At 69.7% G+C, this 21,631-nt stretch carries 23 protein-coding genes; 10 read left to right on the forward strand and 13 right to left on the reverse strand.

Features of this window, described 5'->3' with window-relative positions; translation table 11 throughout:
• Positions 1–57 precede the first annotated feature (57 nt).
• The 5 genes from G3T37_RS09860 to G3T37_RS09880 form a co-directional block, all read right to left on the reverse strand.
• Positions 58–1,209 carry a glycoside hydrolase family 6 protein gene (locus tag G3T37_RS09860; protein ID WP_163473507.1) on the reverse strand — a complete coding sequence of 384 codons (1,152 nt, stop codon included), beginning with the start codon at positions 1,207–1,209 and terminating at the stop codon, positions 58–60.
• A 235-nt stretch (positions 1,210–1,444) separates the two neighbouring features.
• Positions 1,445–2,368 carry a hypothetical protein gene (locus G3T37_RS09865; protein WP_163473509.1) on the reverse strand — a complete coding sequence of 308 codons (924 nt, stop codon included), beginning with the start codon at positions 2,366–2,368 and terminating at the stop codon, positions 1,445–1,447.
• Between the two features lie 132 nt (positions 2,369–2,500).
• Positions 2,501–2,854, reverse strand: coding sequence for a hypothetical protein (locus G3T37_RS09870; RefSeq protein WP_241732294.1), 354 nt, complete (start codon positions 2,852–2,854; stop codon positions 2,501–2,503).
• A gap of 51 nt (positions 2,855–2,905) precedes the next feature.
• Entirely contained in the window at positions 2,906–3,859 is a 954-nt protein-coding gene (locus G3T37_RS09875) for an EamA family transporter (RefSeq protein ID WP_163473511.1), read from the reverse strand.
• Positions 3,860–3,861: 2 nt separating this feature from the next.
• Positions 3,862–4,869, reverse strand: a complete 1,008-nt coding sequence (locus G3T37_RS09880) for an aldo/keto reductase (RefSeq protein WP_163473513.1) — start codon at positions 4,867–4,869, stop codon at positions 3,862–3,864.
• 108 nt (positions 4,870–4,977) lie between these two features.
• Between G3T37_RS09880 and msrA the strand changes: the two genes are divergently transcribed.
• From msrA to G3T37_RS09905, 5 genes are all read left to right on the forward strand, one after another.
• Positions 4,978–5,505 (forward strand): peptide-methionine (S)-S-oxide reductase MsrA, encoded by a 528-nt coding sequence (gene msrA / locus G3T37_RS09885; RefSeq protein ID WP_163473515.1) that lies wholly within the window; start codon positions 4,978–4,980, stop codon positions 5,503–5,505.
• A gap of 90 nt (positions 5,506–5,595) precedes the next feature.
• Complete coding sequence (locus G3T37_RS09890; protein ID WP_163473517.1) at positions 5,596–5,808, forward strand: methyltransferase; 213 nt, start codon at positions 5,596–5,598, stop codon at positions 5,806–5,808.
• A 174-nt stretch (positions 5,809–5,982) separates the two neighbouring features.
• A complete protein-coding gene (locus G3T37_RS09895; RefSeq protein ID WP_163473519.1) occupies positions 5,983–6,471 on the forward strand; it encodes a single-stranded DNA-binding protein in 489 nt (162 codons plus the stop codon).
• 62 nt (positions 6,472–6,533) lie between these two features.
• Complete coding sequence (gene ettA, locus G3T37_RS09900; protein ID WP_163473521.1) at positions 6,534–8,216, forward strand: energy-dependent translational throttle protein EttA; 1,683 nt, start codon at positions 6,534–6,536, stop codon at positions 8,214–8,216.
• Between the two features lie 11 nt (positions 8,217–8,227).
• Entirely contained in the window at positions 8,228–8,704 is a 477-nt protein-coding gene (locus G3T37_RS09905; protein ID WP_163473768.1) for an acyl-CoA thioesterase, read from the forward strand.
• A 6-nt stretch (positions 8,705–8,710) separates the two neighbouring features.
• Here G3T37_RS09905 and G3T37_RS09910 read toward each other — a convergent pair whose 3' ends face one another.
• Complete coding sequence (locus G3T37_RS09910; RefSeq protein ID WP_163473523.1) at positions 8,711–9,586, reverse strand: acyl-CoA thioesterase; 876 nt, start codon at positions 9,584–9,586, stop codon at positions 8,711–8,713.
• A 20-nt stretch (positions 9,587–9,606) separates the two neighbouring features.
• On the opposite strand from G3T37_RS09910, the gene G3T37_RS09915 reads away from it, so the two are divergent.
• Positions 9,607–10,290: a DUF8185 domain-containing protein gene (locus G3T37_RS09915; RefSeq protein ID WP_163473525.1), complete on the forward strand. Its 684-nt coding sequence runs from the start codon at positions 9,607–9,609 to the stop codon at positions 10,288–10,290.
• 24 nt (positions 10,291–10,314) lie between these two features.
• Here the strand turns inward: G3T37_RS09915 and G3T37_RS09920 are convergent, their stop codons facing one another.
• From G3T37_RS09920 to G3T37_RS09930, 3 genes are read right to left on the reverse strand one after another with little or no spacing between them, the layout of a single operon-like run.
• The gene (locus tag G3T37_RS09920) at positions 10,315–10,746 is read right to left on the reverse strand and encodes a nitroreductase family deazaflavin-dependent oxidoreductase (RefSeq protein WP_163473527.1); all 432 of its coding nucleotides are present in this window, start codon (positions 10,744–10,746) and stop codon (positions 10,315–10,317) included.
• A 42-nt stretch (positions 10,747–10,788) separates the two neighbouring features.
• Positions 10,789–12,435, reverse strand: a complete 1,647-nt coding sequence (locus G3T37_RS09925) for an FAD-binding dehydrogenase (RefSeq protein ID WP_163473528.1) — start codon at positions 12,433–12,435, stop codon at positions 10,789–10,791.
• Between the two features lie 57 nt (positions 12,436–12,492).
• Positions 12,493–12,861 (reverse strand): winged helix-turn-helix transcriptional regulator, encoded by a 369-nt coding sequence (locus G3T37_RS09930; protein WP_422110977.1) that lies wholly within the window; start codon positions 12,859–12,861, stop codon positions 12,493–12,495.
• Positions 12,862–12,954: 93 nt separating this feature from the next.
• Between G3T37_RS09930 and G3T37_RS09935 the strand changes: the two genes are divergently transcribed.
• Complete coding sequence (locus tag G3T37_RS09935) at positions 12,955–13,812, forward strand: SDR family oxidoreductase (RefSeq protein ID WP_163473532.1); 858 nt, start codon at positions 12,955–12,957, stop codon at positions 13,810–13,812.
• A 39-nt stretch (positions 13,813–13,851) separates the two neighbouring features.
• Here G3T37_RS09935 and G3T37_RS15150 read toward each other — a convergent pair whose 3' ends face one another.
• The 4 genes from G3T37_RS15150 to G3T37_RS09955 all read right to left on the reverse strand — a co-directional run bounded on the left by G3T37_RS15150 (position 13,852) and on the right by G3T37_RS09955 (position 18,707).
• The gene (locus G3T37_RS15150) at positions 13,852–14,208 is read right to left on the reverse strand and encodes a globin (protein WP_422110979.1); all 357 of its coding nucleotides are present in this window, start codon (positions 14,206–14,208) and stop codon (positions 13,852–13,854) included.
• Between the two features lie 161 nt (positions 14,209–14,369).
• On the reverse strand, positions 14,370–15,413 hold the full coding sequence (locus tag G3T37_RS09945; RefSeq protein WP_163473536.1) for a mechanosensitive ion channel family protein: 1,044 nt from the start codon (positions 15,411–15,413) through the stop codon (positions 14,370–14,372).
• A 6-nt stretch (positions 15,414–15,419) separates the two neighbouring features.
• Positions 15,420–17,957, reverse strand: a complete 2,538-nt coding sequence (gene pepN, locus G3T37_RS09950; protein ID WP_163473538.1) for an aminopeptidase N — start codon at positions 17,955–17,957, stop codon at positions 15,420–15,422.
• 75 nt (positions 17,958–18,032) lie between these two features.
• Positions 18,033–18,707, reverse strand: a complete 675-nt coding sequence (locus G3T37_RS09955; RefSeq protein ID WP_163473540.1) for a hypothetical protein — start codon at positions 18,705–18,707, stop codon at positions 18,033–18,035.
• Between the two features lie 100 nt (positions 18,708–18,807).
• Here G3T37_RS09955 and G3T37_RS09960 point away from each other — a divergent pair, with 100 nt between their 5' ends.
• The 3 genes from G3T37_RS09960 to G3T37_RS09970 are packed head-to-tail and all read left to right on the forward strand — an operon-like array spanning position 18,808 to position 21,628.
• A complete protein-coding gene (locus tag G3T37_RS09960) occupies positions 18,808–20,223 on the forward strand; it encodes an NAD(P)/FAD-dependent oxidoreductase (RefSeq protein ID WP_163473542.1) in 1,416 nt (471 codons plus the stop codon).
• A gap of 26 nt (positions 20,224–20,249) precedes the next feature.
• Positions 20,250–20,735, forward strand: coding sequence for a ribose-5-phosphate isomerase (locus tag G3T37_RS09965; protein WP_163473544.1), 486 nt, complete (start codon positions 20,250–20,252; stop codon positions 20,733–20,735).
• 2 nt (positions 20,736–20,737) lie between these two features.
• Positions 20,738–21,628 carry a DNA-formamidopyrimidine glycosylase family protein gene (locus G3T37_RS09970; RefSeq protein ID WP_163473545.1) on the forward strand — a complete coding sequence of 297 codons (891 nt, stop codon included), beginning with the start codon at positions 20,738–20,740 and terminating at the stop codon, positions 21,626–21,628.
• Positions 21,629–21,631 lie beyond the last annotated feature (3 nt).

Here is a 21,631-nt window from a genome sequence, read left to right on the forward strand (position 1 = left end):
CGACGGTGCGGTCGCGCGACCGGAGCGTGGCCGTGCCTCGCTGCTTGCAACCGACGGTCAGCCGCGGTTGCGGACGAGCGCCTCGGCGTAGTCCGTCCACCAGGTTCCGGCGGGCGGGCCGCCGTTGCAGGTGCCGTCGCTCGACCCCGGCGTCTTCACCCAGAGGGCCGCGTCGAGGTGGGACGAGCCGACGAGGTGGGGATTCGCCCCGAGCCCGGCCCCCGGTGGATTGCACCAGGTGCCGAGCCAGCCGCGGCCGTTGCGCGAGATATCGATCACGAAGTGCTTGTTGCCGATGCGGGAGCTGATCGCGCCCGCGTAGTTGCGCTCATCGGTCAGCGTGTAGAAGTTGCTCACGTTGGTGAAGAAGCCACGGGCCTCGGCGACGTCGGCCGACTGCAGTCGGGAGGCCATCACGTCGGGCTTCACCCAGTGGCTGTTGCCGCCGTCGAGATAGACATCGATGTGGTGCGACGCGTACCCGTGCACGACGGAGCGCAGCAGCGCGAGCCGGCTCGTCGCGACGGAGGCGCACTTCGCCTGACCGAGCATCGCGATGGAGTCGGGCTCGATGAGCACGACCGCGTGGTGGCCGGCGAGCGCCGAGGCGATCGACGCGTTCCACGCGAGATAGGTGGAGGTGGAGAAGCCGCCCGCCGAGTACCCGCCGCAGTCGCGGTTGGGGATGGCGTAGGTGACGAACACCGCGGTGCGGTGGGCGGCCGTCGCCGCCGCGATGTCCTCCTGCACGTGCTTGATCGTGATGGACGGCGTGGCGCCATCGGTGAGCCAGGTCGCGATGGGCTGCGACGAGATCGGCGTCAACTGCGTGGCGGTGGTCGTGTCGCCCCTCGCGAGCAGCGCCGTCACCTGCTGGGCGGGTTGCGAGCGCGGGTTGCGCCACAGGCCCCCGGCGTAGATCTCGGTGGCGGTCGCCGTATCCTGCCAGCGCCCGGTCGAGCTCGTGAGCGTCATCGTGGGCAGCGGCGAGGGCGCGCTGCGGCTGGGGCGCGGCGTCGCCGTGGCGGGCGCGGGCGCGGCAGTCGGCGCAGCAGGCGCGGCGGTGGCGGCGGGCTCGTCACCGCGCACGGCGGAGGTCTGGGATGACGACGCCGGGGTGTGGCGCGGGGAGAGCAGCGGCACCGCGACGAGAGTCGCCGCCCCGATGATGAAAGCCCCGAGAAGTGCGGTGGAACGCGTGATGCGCATGGCAAGTCACCCCCATAACCTGTCGAACGGGCATCCACCCGACCCGGATGCCCTCGCCTCGATTGTGGCACGACAGACCGTTCCACCGCAGCACCCACCCCGAGGCTGTGGCCGGTTTCAGGAAGCGTCGTGGATGATCGGCGGCAGTGTGCGCGGGCGCGGCCCACTCAACTGACAGGGCGCGCGGGGCTGACGGGGCGCGCGGGGCTCGCGTGCCACGCCTGGCTCGCTCGGGTCAGCGGTCCTCGTCGATCGAGTTATCCGGGTTGATGCGCTGACGCACGGTGCCCGCGGTGACGGGGGCGTAGCCCGCCGGCTGCTCGTCGCCGGTGTCATCATCGTCGTCTTCGCGACGGGCGGAGCCGGTCGAGTCGACCGTCCAGGTGCCGTCGGTGGACTCGGCCGCGACCGGGACGGACGCCGTGTCGGGGTTCGCGGGGGCGGGCGGCGGCGCGAAGCTGGAGGTGGCCGGTGCGACGACGGGCGTGCTCGCCGTCACCGGAGCCGTGGCCGCCACCGGCGCACTCGCCGGCGTCGGCGCGGTTGCGGGCGCCGTCACTGGTGCGGTGGCCAGGGCGACGGGTGCCGCCTTCGCGACGGGGGTGTCGACGTGGGAGGTGGCCCACTGCTGCTGCTCCTCGACGACTTTCTTGTCGGCGGCATCGGTCTCGTAGCGCCACTGCGCGAGGTCGTACGCGAACAGCTTGCGCGCCCGCTTCGGCTTGTTCTGCCACTCGAGAAGCCGGTCGCGGTAGTCGACGAAGCTCTGCTCGGCCTGGAAGCTGAAGGTCGCGGAGTTCTTCTTCATCTCATTGAGTTCGTGTGCGGCCCAGTCGGCGGCGGCGTTCGCGCCGGTCATGGGCAGGAGCCGCACGCGGATGTCGGCCTCGCTCACGAGGCTGTCGACGTGCTGCTTCTCGTCGAGACCGAGCGAGCTCCAGATGGTCGCCTTGCGCCCGGCACCGATCAGCGCCATGATCGCGGCGGACTTGAGCTCGCGATCCTGCTGGTCGAGCACGCGGGTGGCGAAACTGCGGCCGATGAGCGCGGCGATGACTCCCGCGACCACGATGCCGAGGAAGGGGAGGACGGTCGCGCCGACAACGCGCTGGCCATCCGCGGAGTTGAACCAGGTCACGAAATCGTTCCAGAACTGCATAACTCGCACCCTACCTGTGAAGCCCCCGTTAAGAGGGCGGTCACCCAGAGTGTCTCAGAGCCGAAATTGCTTCACGTTCTGGTCTGGCAGGCCCGGCGCGGGGCGGTGCCGCGTGCCGCGGCTGCCGCCGGCTCAGCTGAAACGAAAGCAGGTGATCGCGTCGTCGATACTCCAGAACTCGCCGAGGGGCAGGGAGCGTCGCGAGGAGGAGAACATGCGCTTGGCGCGGAACCGGGTCTCGCCGCGCTCCGGGAACGACTCGATGTAGCCGAGCACGTCACCGCTCGGGCGGGTCACCCGCCACAGGCTGTCGTGCAGCTGAACGAGCGTGATGCCGTAGCGAGCCGGCACCACCACCTCGCCCAGCCCGGCGACGGCTGCGTGGTGGAGCTGCGCATCGGCGCCGGTCGTGGCGCGGGGGTCGAACCCGGCGCCGGTCGCGGCGCGGGCGGGGGATTCACGAGGTGCGAAATCGAGGATGGTCATGGTGGACTCCGTGGTGGTCAGCCGGCCCGACTGGTCAAGGACACGCTCAGGTTATGGCCGACCACCGACATCGGCGGCGCGCGCGAGCGCGAGGTCCGCATCGACGGACTTCTCCGCCCGGGCCGTCTGTGCCAGCACGATTCCCACCAGAACGACCGCGGCGCCGAGGATCTGCACGAGGTCCAGCCCCTCGCCCAGCCACAGCCACGCGACGAGGAATGCGAAGACGACCTCGGAGGTGGCGACGACCCCGGCGGCCGTCGCGCTGAGCCGCCCGAGCGCCCGGAACGACAGGAAGAACGGAGCGAAGGTGCCCATCACGACGTTCCACGCGAGCGGAGCCCAGAGCGGGAGGTGGACGCCCGCGAGGGTGCCGCCGAGCGACACAGGGCGGACGAGCACGGCGGGGTCGATCATCCACCACCCGGAGAAGAAGGCCCAGAACCCGGCGGCGAAGGTCATCGTCCAGAAGGCGACGACGAGCGGTGAGGTCTGCCCCACCTGACGTTCGCCGAAGATGAAGTAGATCGCGAGGGTGAGAGCGGCGACGACCGAGAAGGCGACCCCGAGCGGGTTCAGCGTGCTCGCCCAGATGCGGGCGACGACGGCGAGCCCGAGCAGCACACAGCCGATGGCCACCCAGAGCCGTGCCCGCACGCGCTCGTGGAACACGAAGAACGCCACGAGTGCCACGAGGAGCACGGCGGTGTACTCGATGAGGAGGGTCATGCCGACGGGGAGCAACTGCAGGGCCGCCGCGTAGCTCGCCTGCAGGAGGGCGACTCCGACCACGCCGAGGAACGCCATCGTGCCGAGCTGCCTCGGGCGCAGGCGGAAGCCGCCGCGATTGCTCGCAAGAAGCACGCCGCCCGCGATGGCGGCGGTGCCGAGCACCCGGAACTGAGTGAGTTGCAGGGGCGTGAGTCCCGACTCGACGACGACCTTCGTCACCGTGCCGTTCGCGCCGAACAGCAGCGCCGCGAGCAGCGCGTAGACATAGCCCACGGTCAGCCGAGGCTGGTGCCGTCGACCGCGAACGGCTCGATCGCGGCGATCTCCTCGGGCGTGAGCGGAGCGGAATCGAGAGCCCCGAGATTGTTGTCGAGCTGGGCGACACTGCTCGCGCCGATGAGTGCGGAGGTGACCTGTCGGTGGCGCAGCACCCAGCTCAGGGCGAGCTGTGCGAGCGACTGGCCGCGAGCGGCCGCGATCTCGTTGAGCGCGCGCACTCGTTCGAGGTAGGTCGCCGTGATCGTCGACTCGTTGAGCCACCGACCCTCGGCGACGCGCGAGCCCGCCGGCACGGTGCCGTCGATGTAGCGGTCGGTGAGCAGCCCCTGGGCGAGCGGGGAGAAGACGATGCTGCCCGCGCCGATCTCGTCGAGCACCGGGAAGAGCCCCGCCTCGATGTGCCGATCGAACATGTTGTACCGGGGTTGGTGGATGGTCAGCGGGATGCCGTGGGCGGCGAGTGCCGCGGCGGCCGCACTCGTCTGCTCCGGGCTGTAATTCGACACGCCGACGTAGAGGGTCTTGCCCTGCTGCACGGCGGTCGCGAGCGCGCCCATCGTCTCCTCGATCGGCGTCTCCGGGTCGGGTCGGTGCGAGTAGAAGATGTCGACGTAGTCGAGACCCATGCGCCCGAGGCTCTGGTCGAGGGAGGCGAGCATCGACTTGCGCGACCCCCACTCCCCGTAGGGCCCGTCCCACATCGCGTAGCCGGCCTTCGTGGAGATGATCATCTCGTCGCGGTAGGGCAGGAAGTCCGCTGCCAGCACGAGGCCGAAGTTCGACTCGGCCGAACCCGCGGGTGGCCCGTAGTTGTTGGCGAGATCGAAGTGCGTCACACCCCGGTCGAAGGCGCGGCGAAGGATGGCGCGCTGGGTCTCCAGCGCGCGGTCGCCACCGAAGTTGTTCCACAGTCCGAGCGAGACCCCCGGCAGCTTCAGGCCGCTCGTGCCCACCCGCTTGTAGTGCATGGAGTCGTACCGGTCATCGCTCGCGGAGTAAGGCATGTTCCCAGCCTAGGGCGGCCCGCCGACAGGAATGCGCGCTCCGAATCGAAGGTTGTAGAAGGAGGCACAGCTCGTGCCCCATCACCCAACCGAAAGTAGGGTTGCACCATGACCACATTCGTTCTCGCCGGTGGCTGTTTCTGGTGTCTCGACGCCGTCTATCGCACGCTCAAGGGTGTCCAGGAGGTGGAGTCCGGCTACACGGGTGGGCAGACCGCCCGCCCCGATTACGAGTCGGTCTGCACCGGGCGCACCGGGCACGCGGAGGCCGTCGCGGTGACCTTCGATGAGACGGTGATTCCCGCCTCGGTGATCCTCGACGTCTTCTTCAGCCTCCACGACCCGCGCCAGTTGAACCGCCAGGGCAACGATGTGGGCACCCAGTACCGCTCGGCGATGTTCTACGCTGACGAGGAGCAGAAGGCGCTGTTCGAGGCTGCCCGAGACCGCGCATCCGAGTACTGGGACGGCGGGATCGTCACCGAGATCAGCCCGCTCGCCGACTGGTGGAAGGCGGAGGAGTACCACCAGGACTTCTTCGCGAAGAACCCCGGGCAGGGCTACTGCCTCGCGGTCGCGCTGCCGAAGGTCAACAAGATCCGCAAGTCGTACGCGGAGTACGTGCTCGCATCCTGAGCGAAGCGCCCGAATCTCGGCGTCTGCGGAGATTCGGGCGCACAATGGATGCGACGGCTGCGGCCGCACGCACAGAAAAGGAACTCAACGATGAGTGACACAACACTGGTAAGGCACACCTGGGTCGCGTTCGGCCCCGCGGGTGCACTGGGATCGGTCCACGAGGTCGAGGAGGGCTACACCTTCCGGCTTCTCGGCGACACCTCGCCGAGGTCGGTCTACCCGAGCCTGGTGATCGCCAAGAGCGCGCTCCACGCGGCTCTCGAGAACGGGGCCGACTGGCCGGAGTTCCGGGAGCACTGACCCCGCCACTCCTCCACAGCGGCCCGATGCCGACCGGACTCCCCAGCGGAGTGCGGTCGGCATCGTCGTTACCGGCGTGCACAACAGACTGGTGCGCACGAGGCCGGGGCGCTCATCCCCGGCACGACTGCCGCCCCGGCCTCGCCTCACTTGTCGTGCCGCGAAGGAGATCCCATGCCCGACACCATCAGCCTCACCGGTCTGGTCGCGACGCCACCCCGCAGCCTCACGACCGCGGAGGGCCTCGCCATCACGAGCTTCCGTCTGGCCTCCAGCCAGCGCCGGTATGACCGCGCGAAAGAGCGATGGGTGGATGTGGAGACGAACTGGTACACGGTGACCGCGTTCCGACAGCTCGCCAGCAACGCCGGAGTCACCCTGCGCAAGGGCGACCGCGTCGTGGTCGCCGGGCGGGTGCGGGTACGCAACTGGGAGTCGGGGGAGAAGAGCGGCACCACGGTGGAGGTGGAGGCCGAGGCCATCGGGCCCGACCTCAGCTGGGGCACCGCGGTGTACTCGCACAATCCCTCCTCCGCGCACGATGCTGCCGACCGCCCCACACCCGGCGGAGGTGCGGCCCCAGGTAGCGATCAGCCCACCGCGGAGAGCGCGGCGAACCCCTCCTCGCCGGTGCCCGACGACGCGACGCCGGTTCCGTTCTGATGCGGGTCGCGCGTGCATCGGCGCTGTCTGGCCGATGAGGGCACCTCGGTAGACTGGGCGACATGGCCGAATATATTTACTCGATGGTCCGCGCCCGGAAAGCGGTCGGCGACAAGCTCATCCTCGATGACGTCACCATGTCCTTCCTGCCTGGAGCGAAGATCGGAGTGGTCGGCCCCAACGGCGCCGGAAAGTCCACCATCCTCAAGATCATGGCCGGGCTCGACACCCCGTCGAACGGGGAGGCGCGCCTCAGCCCCGGCTACAGCGTCGGCATCCTGATGCAGGAGCCCGAACTCGACGAGAGCAAGACCGTGCTCGAGAACGTTCAGGAGGGCGTCGGGCCGATCAAGGCGAAGGTCGACCGCTTCAACGAGATCTCCCTCGCGATGGCCGACCCGGACGCCGATTTCGACACGCTCCTCGCCGAGATGGGCACGCTGCAGGAGGAGATCGACGCGGCCGATGCCTGGGATCTCGACTCCCAGCTCGAGCAGGCCATGGATGCTCTCCGCACGCCGCCCGGCGACGCCACCATCGCCAACCTCTCCGGTGGTGAGAAGCGGCGCGTCGCGCTCACGAAGCTGCTCCTGCAGAAGCCCGATCTGCTGCTCCTCGACGAACCGACCAACCACCTCGACGCCGAGAGCGTTCTGTGGCTCGAACAACACCTCGCCAAATACCCCGGCGCCGTGCTCGCCGTCACTCACGACCGGTACTTCCTCGACCACGTCGCGGAGTGGATCGCCGAGGTCGACCGCGGTCACCTCTACCCCTACGAGGGCAACTACTCCACGTACCTGCAGAAGAAGCAGGAGCGACTGCAGGTGCAGGGCAAGAAGGATGCAAAGCTCTCCAAGCGCCTCGCTGAGGAGCTCGACTGGGTGCGCAGCAACGCGAAGGGTCGGCAGGCGAAGTCCAAGGCGCGACTCGCGCGCTACGAGGAGATGGCGGCGGAGGCCGAGAAGACCCGCAAGCTCGACTTCGAGGAGATCGTCATCCCTGTCGGTCCCCGCCTCGGCTCGCAGGTGATCGAGGCCAGCAAGCTCGAGAAGGGCTTCGAGGGTCGCGTGCTCATCGATGGCCTGAGCTTCACGCTGCCGCGCAACGGCATCGTCGGAGTGATCGGCCCGAACGGCGTGGGCAAGACGACGCTGTTCAAGACGATCGTGGGGCTCGAGCCGCTCGACGCCGGAAACCTCAAGGTCGGCGAGACCGTCGACATCTCCTACGTCGACCAGAGTCGCGGCGGAATCGACCCCAACAAGACGCTGTGGGAGGTCGTGAGCGACGGCCACGACTTCATCCAGGTCGGCAAGACCGAGATCCCCTCGCGCGCCTACGTCTCCCAGTTCGGCTTCAAGGGGCCCGACCAGCAGAAGAAGGCGGGTGTTCTCTCCGGTGGCGAGCGCAACCGACTCAACCTCGCCCTCACCCTCAAGCAGGGCGGCAACCTCCTGCTGCTCGACGAGCCCACCAACGACCTCGACGTCGAGACCCTGGGCAGCCTCGAGAACGCGCTGCTCGAGTTCCCCGGTTGCGCGGTGGTCATCACCCACGACCGGTGGTTCCTCGACCGCATCGCGACGCACATCCTCGCCTACGAGGGCACCGACGAGAACCCCGGCAACTGGCACTGGTTCGAGGGCAACTTCGAAGCCTACGAGGAGAACAAGATCGAGCGGCTCGGGCCGGACGCGGCGAAGCCGCACCGCTCCGCCTACCGCAAGCTCACCCGCGACTAGGGGCGATGGCGATGACGCGCCTCAACATCGCGATCCCCCTCCGCTGGTCGGACTTCGACGCCTACGCTCACGTCAACAACGCCGAGATGCTGCGCCTCCTGGAGGAGGCGCGCATCCAGGCGTTCTGGCGACCCGATGAGGGGAGCACCGAGCCGGCCTCCGAGACGGCTGTGATGGATGCGCGGCCCGGCGCGCAGACAATCGCCCTCATCGCGCGGCAGGAGATCGAGTACCTCGCGCCGATCCCGTACATGCGCGCCCCCATCGACATCGAGCTGTGGATCGGACGCATCGGCGGCGCCAGCCTGGAGATCTGCTACGAGCTGTACTCGCCGGTGGGCGTGACGCCGCGCACCCTCTTCACCAAGGCGGCGACCACACTCGTGATGGTGACGGCAGCCACTGGCAGGCCGGAGCGGATTCCCGAGCACCTTCGTGAGGTGTGGTCGGGCTACGTCGAAGAGCCCGTCGTGTTCACCAAGCGCTGATCGCCCTCAGTCGGCCGCTGCGGGCACCCTGATCATGCCCTCCTGGGCGACACTCGCGAGCAGCAGCCCCTCGCGGCTGAACATGCGACCGGTCGAGAGTCCGCGACCGCCGACCGCGTTCGGGGACTCCTGCACATAGAGGAACCACTCGTCCACCCGGCCGAAGCGGTGCCACCACATCGCGTGGTCGAGGCTCGCCGCGCGCAGCCCCCTGGTCGCCCAGGCGACGCCGTGGGCGCGCATCGCCGACTCCAGGATCGAGTAGTCGCTCGCGTATGCCATGGCCGCGCGATGCAGATTGGGGTCGTCGGGCAGCGGGCCGACCGCGCGCATCCACACCGCCTGATGAGCCGTGCGCTCGCCCTCCACCGCGAAGTAGATGGGTGAGGGGACGTGCCGCATGTCGAACGGCCGCTCGGTCGCCCAGTAGCGGGCGACCGGATGATCGACCCCGTCGAGTGACTCGGCGAGGCTCGGCAGCGACTCCGGATCGGGGATGTCGGCGGGCATCGCGGCCTGGTGGTCGAGGCCCTCATCGGGCGTCTGGAAGGAGGCGATCATCGAGAGGATCGGCAGACCCTTCTGGTAGGCCTGTGTGCGGCGCGTGCTGAACGAACGACCGTCGTGGATGCGGTCGACCGAGAAGGTGATCCCCTCGGCCATGTCGCCCGGCCGCAGGAAGTACCCGTGCATCGAGTGCACGATCCGCTCCGCGTCGACGGTGCGCATCGCCGCGATCAGGGACTGCGCGAGCACCTGGCCACCGAACACGCGACCCTGAGGTTGCCACTGGCTCGGACCGGTGAAGATGTCCTCCGTGGTGCGCGCCCCCGTGTCGGTGAGATCGAGTGCTGCCAACAGTGCCGACAGGGGGTCGCTCATGCCCTGTAGTTTAGATGCAGATGAGCCGCACATTCACTCTCACCGATTCCCTCGCCCTCCGCGACCTGCAGATCTACCTCGGTCGCGCCGCCCGCATCGAGGAGGGTTCTGTGCGCCTCATCGCGGCCGACGGAGTGCTCGCGGTCTACACCGCGATCCTGTATCCGATCGGGCTGCTCGACGAGGCGCCCACCGTCCTCGGCCTCCGCACCTTTGCGGTGCACGCCGATGAGACCTTCGACGCGGTCGTGCCGATCCGTTCGCTCACGGAGCGCCTGACCCGCCTGATCGACCAGGTGACGGATGACCAGGCCGAGGTCACCGTGACCCTCCCGATCGAGGTGAACACCGTGACCTGGGCCGCCATCTCACCGCCCAAGGGCGGCTGGGTCGCCCTCCCACCCACCGGTAGCACCCTCCTCGACACCGTGGCCCGGGCGGGCATCGACGAGGTGGCGGCGGTCATCCCCACCGGCACCGGCGAGCAGATCGTGCACCGGGTCCGCTCCGAGGTGTGGGGGCGCCCCATCGACGAGCTCGAGCACGTGCCCGCCGGCGCGGGCTTCGCGGCGCTCTCGCTCGGCTTTCTGGGCGACTCCGGCTTCGACGACGTGCGCATCTTCGAGACCGGGCCGTGGACGCGGCTCACCACCGAGCGCGGGCACGTGCTGATCAAGCGCAAGCCGTGGCGGCTCGCGCGCTGATCATCCGGCGAGGCTCGTGCCGGCTCAGCCGACTCGCGTGAGGCGAATCACCGGGATGACCCGACTCGTCTTCTTCTCGTAGTCGCCGAACCCCGGCGCCGCCTTCACGATCTCCACGTAGGCCGCGTCGCGCTCGGCCCGCGGCAGCTCCTCGGCGGTCGCGTCGTACTCGACCACGCCCTCGGCGGTCGCCACCTCCACGTGCACGGTGGGGTTGGCGATGAGGTTGTGGTACCACCCGGGATGCGTGTCGGCCCCCGCCTTCGAGGCCACGACGAGAATGGGGCCGTCCGCGGGGGCGTCCTGCGGGAAGTACATCATCGGGCTCGTGCGCTGCTGGCCCGACTTCGCGCCGGTCGTCGTGAGCAGTACGAGGTGCGAGCCCGTGAACGGGCCGCCGACGACGCCGTCGTTGCCCCGGAACTCGGCGATGATCTGGTCGTTCCAATCGCTCATGCGATGATCCCTTCGTTTTCTTCGAGCATAGACAGCGCGCCCTCAGATCGCGGCGATCGTCCGTCCCGCCACGCGACCGCTGAAGAGGCAGCCGCCGAGGAAGGTTCCCTCCAGGGCGCGGTAGCCGTGCATCCCGCCGCCGCCGAAGCCCGCCGCCTCGCCCGCCGCGTACAGCCCCGGGATCGGCCGCCCGTCGCTCGCGAGGGCGCGCCCGTCGAGGTCGGTCTCGATGCCGCCCAGGCTCTTCCGGGTGATCAGGTGCAGCTTGACCGCGATGAGCGGGCCGGCGGCCGGGTCGAGGATCCGGTGGGGTGCCGCGACCCGGATGAGGCGGTCGCCGCGGTACCGGCGCGCGCCGCGCAGGGCGGTGACCTGGGCATCCTTGGCGAAGGGGTTGGCCAGCTCACGGTCGCGTGCCTCGATCTCGCGGCGGATGCCCTCGGTGTCGATCTCGAGGCCGGGGGAGAGGCGCTGCATTCCGGCGAACAGCTCGGGCAGGGTGCTCGCGACCACGAAGTCAGCGCCCTTCTCGAGGAACGCCGCGACGGGGGCGGGTGCGCCGCGGCCCACCCGCTTCAGGAGCAGGCGGATGCTCTTCCCCGTCAGATCCGGATTCTGCTCGCTGCCCGACAGCGCGAACTCCTTCTCGATGATCCGCTGTGTGAGCACGAACCAGCTGTGGGCGTGGCCCGTCGCGGCGATGTGTTCGAGAGTGCCGAGGGTGTCGAAGCCCGGGAACAGTGGAGCGGGCAGGCGGTGGCCGGTCGCGTCGAACCACAGGCTCGACGGCCCCGGGAGGATCCTGATCCCGTGCCTCTCCCACACCGGGGCGTAGTTCGTGATGCCCTCCGTGTAGTGCCACATCCGGTCGAGGTTCACGAGGTGGGCACCCGCGCCGGCCGCGATGGCGAGGCCGCGGCCATCCACGTGGGCGGGCACTCCGCTGAGCAGTTCCGAGGGCGGGGTGCCCAGGCGCTCGGGCCAGAACTCGCGCACCAGCTCGTGGTTGCCGCCGATCCCGCCCGAGGTCATGACGACGCTCGCGGCGCGCAGCTCGAACTCCGCGACCTCGTCGCGGCTGCTCGGGGCACCGCGCTCCGCCGGGTCATCGGCGAGCACGTGACCCGCGACACCGACGACGGCCCCCGCCTCGGTGATGAGTCGGTCGACGCGATGGCGGAATCGCAGCGAGACGAGCCCCGACGCGGCGCCCGCGCGCACCCGGCGCAGGAACGGCTCGACGACGCCCGGCCCGGTGCCCCAGACGATGTGGAAGCGGGGCACCGAGTTGCCGTGCCCGGTCGCCGCACCGCCCCCGCGTTCGGCCCAGCCCACGACGGGGAAGAACGAGACGCCGCGCTGCCGCAGCCAGGCGCGCTTCTCGCCCGCTGCGAACTCGAGATAGGCCTCGGCCCAGCGGCGAGGCCAGCCGTCCTCCGGGCGGTCGAACCCGGCGGAACCGAACCAGTCCTGACGGGCGAGTTCGAGACTGTCGCGAACGCCCATCCGTCGCTGCTCCGGCGAGTCGACGAGGAACAGCCCGCCGAGCGACCACCAGGCCTGGCCGCCGAGCCCGCTGGAGGGCTCCTGCTCGACGATGATGACCCGCTTGCCACGCTCGAGCAGTTCGGCGGCGGTCACGAGGCCCGCGAGCCCGCCGCCCACGATGATCGCGTCTGCGTCAGCCATGGGTGAAACTCCTTCGTTTCTTCCCTCACAGGGTAGCGCGCGGTCGCGCGGATGCGCTCAGGCGCCCACGATCTCGTCGGCGTTGTCGGCGATCCAGTCCATCAGGGGCAGCAGTCGGTCGGCGAGCGCTCGCCCGCGCTCCGAGAGGCTGTACTCGACATGCGGCGGGATCACCGGCCTCGCCACCCTCACCACGAAGCCGTCCGTCTCCAGCGTCTTGAGCGTCTGCGCCAGCATCTTCTCGCTCACCCCCTCCACCACGCGGCGAAGCTCACCCCAGCGCAGCGTGCTTTCCGACAGCGCGACGATCACGAGGACGCCCCACTTGCTCGTGACATGGTCGAGCACGGTGCGGGAGTTGCAGGCCCGGGGGAGCACGCCGTCGGTGAAGCCGTGAGTGCCGCGGGGGAGGGTCAGTGAATCCACGGTAAGTAGCTTACTTAAAGGTGGGTACCCTCGCTGGGGAAGTATCGCAAGGGGCCGGTGGTTGGGCATCCTGACAACCTCGAAAGGAACCCCATGACCATCGTCGTCACCGGCGCAACCGGACACCTCGGCCGCCTCATCATCGAAGCCCTTCTCCGCGACGGCGTCACGCCGTCCACCATCGTCGCCGGTGGGCGCAGTCTCGACAAGATCGACGATCTCGTCGCACGCGGGGTGACCGCCGCACGGATCGACTACGCCGACCCGGCCTCTCTCGATGCCGCGCTCGCCGGAGCCGACACCGTCGTCCTCGTCTCCGGGTCGGAGGTCGGGCAGCGCGTCGCGCAGCACGCGGCGGTCATCGACGCGGCGGTGCGCGCCGGGGTCGGTCACCTCATCTACACGAGCGCCCCGAAGGCCACCACCTCGCCGCTCGTGCTCGCCCCGGAGCACAAGGCGACCGAGGAGGCCATCGCGGCCGCGGGAATCCCCGCGACGATCCTCCGCAACGGCTGGTACACCGAGAACTACACGGGCCAGGCCGAGCAGCTGCGCGCGACCGGGCGTCTGGTCGCGAGCGTGGGCGACGGCCGGGTCGCGAGCGCCAGCCGTGTCGACTACGCGGATGCTGCCGCAGCGGTCGCGATCGGTGGCGCGCCGCACATCGGTGCCGTCTATGAGCTGTCTGGTGACGTCGCGTGGGACTTCACCCAGCTCGCCGCCGCCTTCACCGAGGTGCTCGGCCGCGAGGTCGTGTACGTGCCGGTGAGCACCGAGGAGCACCTCGCGATCCTGACCGGCGCCGGGCTCGACGAGGGGACCGCCGGGTTCGTGGTCGCCCTCGACGGCAACACCCGCGATGGCCTGCTCGCCGAGACCAGCGGAGATCTCGCCCGCCTCATCGGTCGGCCCACCACGCCGCTCGTCGACGGCATTCGCGCGGCCCTCTGAGCCGACGCGGGCGCCGAACACGGTTCGGCGCCCGCGTGCTCACTCCTCGAAGGTGTTGACCATCGCCATCGCGGCTCGCTCCAGATAGCCCCAGAGCATGCCCTCCTGCAGGGGCGCCAGGCCGAGCTCATCGACGGCGACCCGCATGTGGGCGAGCCAGCGGTCGCGGGCATCCGGGTTCACCTTAAAGGGCTGGTGCCGCATCCGCAGTCGCGGGTGCCCCCGCTCCTCGCTGTAGGCGCCCGGGCCGCCCCAGTACTGTTCCAGAAACCCCGTCAGACGCTGGATGGCGCCCTCGAGATCCTCCTCCGGGTACATCGGGCGAAGCACGGGGTCGTCGGCGACTCCGACATAGAAGCGCCGCACCAGGCGCTCGAAGGTGGGGCGTCCGCCCACCTCGCGCCAGAAGTTGCCGGTGACCGCCTCGCCGCGCTCGCTGCCGCGGAGGGTGAGCGGGCTCGGGCCCACCCCGCCGGGCTGCCCGCCGCGCTCGCCGCTGGTCTCGTCGGTGCCCGTCTCGTCCGTGCTCGTCTCGTCGGGGCCTGTCTCGTGCGCGCTCATTGCTTCGGCAGATCGGTCGCGCGCGGGTCGCGCGGGGCGCGCCGTGCGGGCTTGCGGGGGCCGGCGTCCTCCGTCGTGACGACGGGGTTCGGCTTGGTGCGCGGGGGCCGGGCGCCCGAGATGCTCTCGGCTCCCTCGAATCCGCTGAGCACGACCGCGTTGAGCGAGGGCAATCGAACTCCCATTTCGTCGAGGCTCTCCTTCAATCGGGCGCGCAGTTCGCGGGCCACGTCGTCTTTACTGCCGGGGCGCGTCTTGGTGACGAGCCGGATGACGACCGCCTCCGCCGAGATGGACTCGATACCCCAGATCTCCGGCTTGTCGATGATGCGGCTGCGCCACTTCGTGTTGGTGGCGAGCTCGGTCGCGACCCCGAGCATCCGCTCCTGCACGGCCTGAACATCGGAGTCGTAGGGCACCGCGAGGTCGATGATGACCCGCGACCAGCCCTGTGACATGTTGCCGACGCGGATGATCTCGCCGTTGCGCACGAACCACACCGTGCCGTTCACGTCGCGGATCTGGGTGACGCGAATACCGACCGCCTCGACGACACCCGTCGCGAAGCCGACATCCACGACGTCGCCCACACCGAGCTGGTCCTCAGCCACCATGAACAGGCCGTTGAAGACGTCCTTGACGATGTTCTGCGCGCCGAAACCGAGACCCGCACCGAGCGCCGCCGTAATGAGCGAGAACGCGCCGGTGATGCTGGGGGCCGCCAGCTGGATGACCGCCAGCACGGTCACGATCACCACGACCACGCTCACGATGTTGTTGAGCACGCTGCCGAGGGTGCGGGTGCGCTGCACGACCCGGACCGCGCTCAGCGGCGAGGCGAGCAGCGACTGGGTGTCGTCGACGTTCTGCCGCCGCTTCACGCCGCTCACGATCCGGTTGACCGCCTGATCGACCACGAAGCGCAACACCACCTTCAGCACGATCGCGATGACGATGATGACGAGGATCCCGACGATCGTCTTCCACGGCTCCATCGAGAAGAACGTCGTCACCGCGGTCCACGCATTACTCAGCTTCATGGCGTCCTATGCGTCGCGCGCCTGCACTCGAAGCGCCCGCTCGACCCCGGCAAGACTCTCGATGACCATGCGGCGCAGGGCCGGCGGCTCGGGGTTGGCGTCGAGCCAGGCGCGGGATGCGGCGACGAGCTCGGGCGAGGCGAGGGGTGCCGCGTAGAGTCCGCCGATCACCGAGGACGCGATCGCGTAGCTGCGCGTCGTCCACAGCGTCGTGAGGCTCGCGAAGTACGGCTCCACGGTGGCCTGCAGCACCGACGGGTCGTTCGTGTGCAGGAAGCCCATGGTGGTCGCGCGCACTATCAGGTTGGGCAGCTTGTCGCTGTCGACGAGCGAGGCGAAGGCGGCGAGCTTGCTCTCCACGGTCGGGATCGTCGCGCGCGCACGGGCGGCGGCCTGCTGGCCGTTCGCGGTGTTGTCCTTCGCGAGCGCGGCCTCGATCTCGGTCTCGCCGGCGAGCCCGGTGAGGACCATGCCCTCCAGCAGCTCCCAGTCGAGGTCGGTGTCGATCTCGAGCCCCGGAAGCGAGGTGGAGCCGTCGCGGAGCGCCGCGAGGATGGCCCCGTGCTCGGGCGTCGAGGCGAGCCCCGCGAAGAACTTGACGAACTGGAACTGCGCGTCGGAGCCGGACTCCGCACCCTGGGCGAGGGCCCACAGCGCGTCGCCGACCTCGCGGATCGTCTCGTCGCGCCGCGCGGGGGCGACGTACATCCGGGCGGTCGTCGCGAGCTGGGTGAGAGACAGCCGGATGGTCGTGCTCTCGGTCTCGCGCGCGATGTTACCCAGCACCAGTGCCACATAGTCGCTCGCGCTCGCCTCGGCGTCGCGCGTCGCATCCCAGACCGCGCCCCACACGATGGCGCGGGCCAGCGGGTCGGCGATGTCGGCGAGGTGCTCGATCGCCACCGCGAGGGAGTCGTCGTCGAGGCGGATCTTCGCGTAGGCGAGGTCGTCGTCGTTGAGGAGCACGAGCGCGGGCTTGCGGAGCCCGACCAGCTCGGCGACCTCGGTGCGCTCGCCCGCGATGTCGAGCTCGAGCCGGTGCACGCGGCGGAGCGCCCCGCCGTCCAGCTCGTAGAAGCCGATCGCGAGGCGGTGCGGGCGGATCGTGGGGTAGTCCGACGCTGCGGACTGGAGCACCGCGAAGGAGGTGATGCGCCCCTCGGCATCCGTCTCGATCTCGGGTCGCAGCGTGTTGACGCCCGCGGTCTCCAGCCATAGCTTCGACCACTCGCCGAGGTCGCGCCCGCTCGTCGTCTCCAGCTCGCCGAGGAGGTCGGCGAGCTCGGTGTTGCCGTAGGCGTTCTTCGCGAAGTAGGCGCCCACGCCCGCGAAGAAGGCGTCGATGCCGACCCAGGCCGCGAGCTGCTTGAGCACCGATCCGCCCTTGGCATAGGTGATGCCGTCGAAGTTGACCTGCACGTCTTCGAGGTCGTTGATCGTCGCGACCACGGGGTGGGTCGAGGGCAGCTGGTCCTGGCGGTACGCCCAGCTCTTCTCCATGGCCTGGAAGGTGGCCCACGCCTCGGTCCACTCGGTGGCCTCTGCGGTGGCGATGGTGGACGCCCACTCCGCGAAGGACTCGTTGAGCCAGAGGTCGTTCCACCACTTCATGGTCACGAGGTCGCCGAACCACATGTGCGCGAGCTCGTGCAGGATGGTGACGACCCGGCGCTCCTTGATCGCGTCGGTCACCTTGGAGCGGAAGACGTAGGTCTCGGTGAAGGTGACGGCGCCCGCGTTCTCCATGGCGCCCGCGTTGAACTCGGGCACGAAGAGCTGGTCGTACTTGTCGAAGGGGTAGGGGTAGTTGAACTTCTCCTCGAAGTAGGCGAAGCCCTGACGCGTCTTCTCGAAGATGTAGTCCGCGTCGAGGTACTGGCTGAGCGACTTGCGGCTGAAGATGCCGAGCGGGATCACGCGGCCGTCGCGCGAGGTGAGGGTGTCGGTGACGACGGCATAGGGACCCGCGATGAGCGCGGTCACGTAGCTCGACAGCACCGGGGTCGGTGCGAAGCGCCAGGTGCCGGTGTCCCCAGTGATCACTGGCTCGGGCGTCGTGCTGTTGCTGACCACCTGCCAGCCGGCGGGGGCGGTCACGGTGAACTGGAAGGTGGCCTTGAGGTCGGGCTGCTCGAACACCGCGAAGACGCGGCGGCTGTCGGGCACCTCGAACTGCGAGTAGAGGTAGACCTCGCCGTCGACCGGGTCGACGAAGCGGTGCAGGCCCTCGCCCGTGTTCGTGTATTCGGCGTCGGCGACGACGGTCAGCGTGTTCTCTGCGGCGAGCCCGTCGAGCTGGATGCGCACGCCATCGCTCACGACGGCCGGGTCGAGCGCGGCGCCGTTGAGGGTGACGGAGTGAACCGTGCGGGTGAGAGCGTCGATGAAGGTGGAGGCCCCCGGCTCGGCGGTGAAGGTGACGGTCGTGGTCGACCGGAACACCTCGTCACCGGTCGTGAGGTCGAGGTCGATCGCGTAACTCGCGACATCGACCAGTGCCTTCCTCTGCTGTGCTTCGACTCGGGTGAGGTTCTCTCCAGGCAACGCGCGCTCCTTCTGCTTCTCGGATTGTGTCCGAAAAGGAGTCTAGTTGCGTCGTCTGAGGTGGCCCCGAGGGCGTCACGCGGGGACGGGCATCCTCTCCCGGGCGGGTGCCGACACGCTCTCGGGCCGGAGGATCCGCGAGGTCTCGGCGATCGCGTCGGCGAGCAGCCGGCCCAGCCGGGCGTCCCGATCGTCGGTACAGGCGTCGGCGATTCCGATCGCGGCCGTGCGCAGAATCGCCTCATCGTGCGCGGTGAGCGGAACCGCCGTGCGCACCCCCTCGGCACCCAGGAAGCGGCGGGCCCAGGCCTCCATGCCCGGCGCCTGCTCGAAGGCGCGCCGTGTGCGGGCCCGCGCCAGCTCGACGGAGGGGCCGGTCATCCCGGCCATGAGGGTCTCGCAGCGCAGCAACGCCGTGGCGAGCGCGTGCTGGCGGCTCTCGCAGGCGACCGGCAGGGCCGCGGCGGCCGCGAGGGCCGACACCACCACGGGCACGCGCGGGTCGTCGCCGGTGAGGCCGACGACCGACGGCACGTGGATGACCAGCCGCGAGCGCGCGTCGTCGGAGGTCAGATCGTTCACCAGCCGCGCGAGCGCGGCGAGCGACGGGTGCGTGCACGCGGGTCGGTCGCTCCACCGGAGACCCGCCAGGTACGACGCGTACTCCATGAAGCAGGCCCCGCGACGCGGGCTGCGGTGGCGTCCGGCAGAGAGCACGGGCATGATCGCTTCGAAGCGGTTCTCGGACATGAGTGGCCTCCTGGGCACGTTAGACCGGTGGTTAACAGTCTGCTCCCGCGGGCCGCGGGAAACCAGTGGTGGGCAGCACTTCGCTGGGTAGTCTGGGGCCATGGGATCCACCGTGTTCGACCGCAACGCTCCCCACCCCGGCCTCGTGGCCGACTCGCTCGCCGGCTCCCGGCTGCACCCGTTCTGGCTCGAGGGACTCGACTCGCCGACGTTCCCGAGGTTCTCGGGGCGCGGCGTCTACGACCTCGTGGTCGTGGGCGGCGGGTACACCGGCCTCTGGACCGCACTGCAGGCGAAGCAGCGCGACCCCGGCCGCCGGGTCGCGCTCGTGGAGGGCAAGACGATCGGCTGGGCGGCCTCCGGGCGCAATGGCGGTTTCGTCGAGGCCTCGCTGACCCACGGCGAGTCCAACGGCTCGACGAGGTTCCCCGGGGAACTCGAGCAGCTGGACCGCCTGGGCATGGAGAACCTCGATGAGATCGAGGCGACGGTCGCGGAGCTCGGCTGGGACTGCGACTTCCAGCGCACCGGCTCGCTCGCCGTCGCGACCGAGGAGTACCAGGTCGAGGAGCTGCGCGCGGCGCACGACGGGGTCACCGAGTACTTCTTCGAGGGTGCGGAGATCCGGGCCGAACTCGGCTCGCCCACCTACCTCGCCGGCCTGTGGAGCACCCGGGCGACCGCGCTCGTGCACCCCGGGAAGCTCGCTCGCGAACTCGCGCTCGCCTGCGCGGCCGCCGGCGTCGAGCTGTTCGAGAAGTCTCCCGTCACCGGCCTCGGCGAGACCCTCGAGGGCATGGAGCTGCGCACCCCGCACGGAACCCTCGCCGGTCGCCGTGTCGCGCTCGCGACGAACGCGTTCCCCTCGCTGCTGCGTCGCTTCCGCCTGCACACCGTGCCCGTCTACGACTACGTGCTCATGACCGAGCCGCTCAGCGCGGAGCAGTTGGAGTCGATCGGGTGGGAGAACCGGCAGGGCGTGGCCGATCTGGGCAACCAGTTCCACTACTACCGGCTCAGCGCCGACAACCGCATTCTGTGGGGCGGCTACGACGCGATTTACCACTACGGGGGACGCATTCGCACCTCCTACGAAGACCGCACCGCGAGCTTCGAGCGGCTCGCGGCCCACTTCTTCACGACCTTCCCGCAACTCGCCGGCCTTCGTTTCACCAATCGCTGGGCGGGAGTCATCGACACGAGCACCCGGTTCTGCGCCTTCTTCGCCCAGGCGCACGGCGGTCGCGTCTCCTATGCGGCGGGCTTCACCGGGCTCGGCGTCGCGGCGACCCGTTTCGCGGCCAATGTGATGCTCGATCAGCTGGCGGGGGAGCGAACGGAGCGCACCGAGCTCGACATGGTGTCGAGCATCCCGCTGCCCTTCCCGCCCGAGCCCGCGGCCTACCTCGGCGTGCAGGCGACCCGGTGGGCGCTCGACCGGGCCGACCACAACGACGGACGCCGCAATCTCCTGCTGCGAACGCTCGACGCCGTGGGGCTGGGGTTCGACTCGTGACTCGCGCGCGCTTCTAAACTGGAGCAATGCGCATCCACATCGCGACCGACCACGCCGGCCTCGAGTTCTCCAAAGACCTCCAGTCACACCTCCGGGATGCCGGGCACGAGGTCGTCGACCACGGCCCCACGAGCTACGACCCGCTCGACGACTACCCGAGCTTCTGCATCAACGCGGCCCACGCGGTCGTGGCCGACCAGGCGGCGGGCATCGAAACCCTCGGCATCGTCTTCGGCGGCTCCGGCAACGGCGAGCAGATCGCGGCGAACAAGGTGACGGGTGCCCGCGCGGCCCTCGTCTGGAATGTCTCGACCGCCGAGCTCGCCCGCCAGCACAACGACGCCAACGTCATCTCGATCGGCGCGCGCCAGCACAGCATCGACGAGGTGATCCTCTTCATCGACACCTTCATCGCCACGCCCTTCAGCAACGAGGAGCGGCACGCCCGCCGCATCGCACAGCTCGCCGAGTACGAATCGACGGGTGCGATCGCCGGGCACGAGATCGACTGACCGTGCCCGAGGGTCACTCCGTCCATCGCATCGCCCGGCAGTTCGCGCTCCACTTCGTCGGCCACGAGGTCGCGGTCTCCTCGCCCCAGGGCCGCTTCGCCGAGGGGGCGAAACGCCTCGACGGCCGCCGGATGACCGACTCGCGCGCGATCGGTAAGCAGCTGTTCCTCGAGTTCAGCGACGACCGCTGGCTGAGGGTGCACCTCGGAATCTACGGTGCCTGGGATTTCGCCGGCGAGCTGACCGCCGACGCCAGCATCGGGGCGCCCCGGGTCACCCGCCTCCGCATGTCGGAGCAGGAGAAGCCCGAGCCGGACGCCGGCCAGTTCCCGCCGCCTCCCGTGGGGGCGGTGCGCGTGCGACTGCTCACCGAGCGCACGGTCGCCGATCTGCGCGGGCCCACCGCGTGCGAGGTGCTGACGCCCGATGAGGTGCAGGCCGTCATCGATCGCCTGGGCCCAGACCCGCTCGTCGACGACCCGGAGGCGGGGGAGGCCCGGTTCGTCGCGGCCGTGCGCACCAAGTCCACCCCGATCGGCGTGCTCCTCATGGACCAGTCCGTGGTGAGCGGCATCGGCAACGTCTATCGTGCGGAGCTGCTCTTCCGTGCCCGGCTCGACCCGCACACCCCCGGCCGGAACGTGCCCGAGGAGGTGCTCCGCGAGCTGTGGCGGGACTGGACCGTGCTGCTCCGCGAGGGCGTGCGTCTCGGCCAGATGATGACGATGGACGGACTCGACGAGGAGGCCTACCGCGCCGCCCTCGCCGACCGGGCCGACCGTCACTGGGTCTATCACCGAGCCGGCCTGCCGTGCCGGGTCTGCGGCACGCCGATCGTGATGGAGCTCGCCGCGGGCCGCAAACTCTATTACTGCCCCACCGACCAGAGGTGACCG

Source organism: Galbitalea soli (assembly GCF_010686725.1).
Lineage (GTDB): Bacteria > Actinomycetota > Actinomycetes > Actinomycetales > Microbacteriaceae > Galbitalea > Galbitalea soli.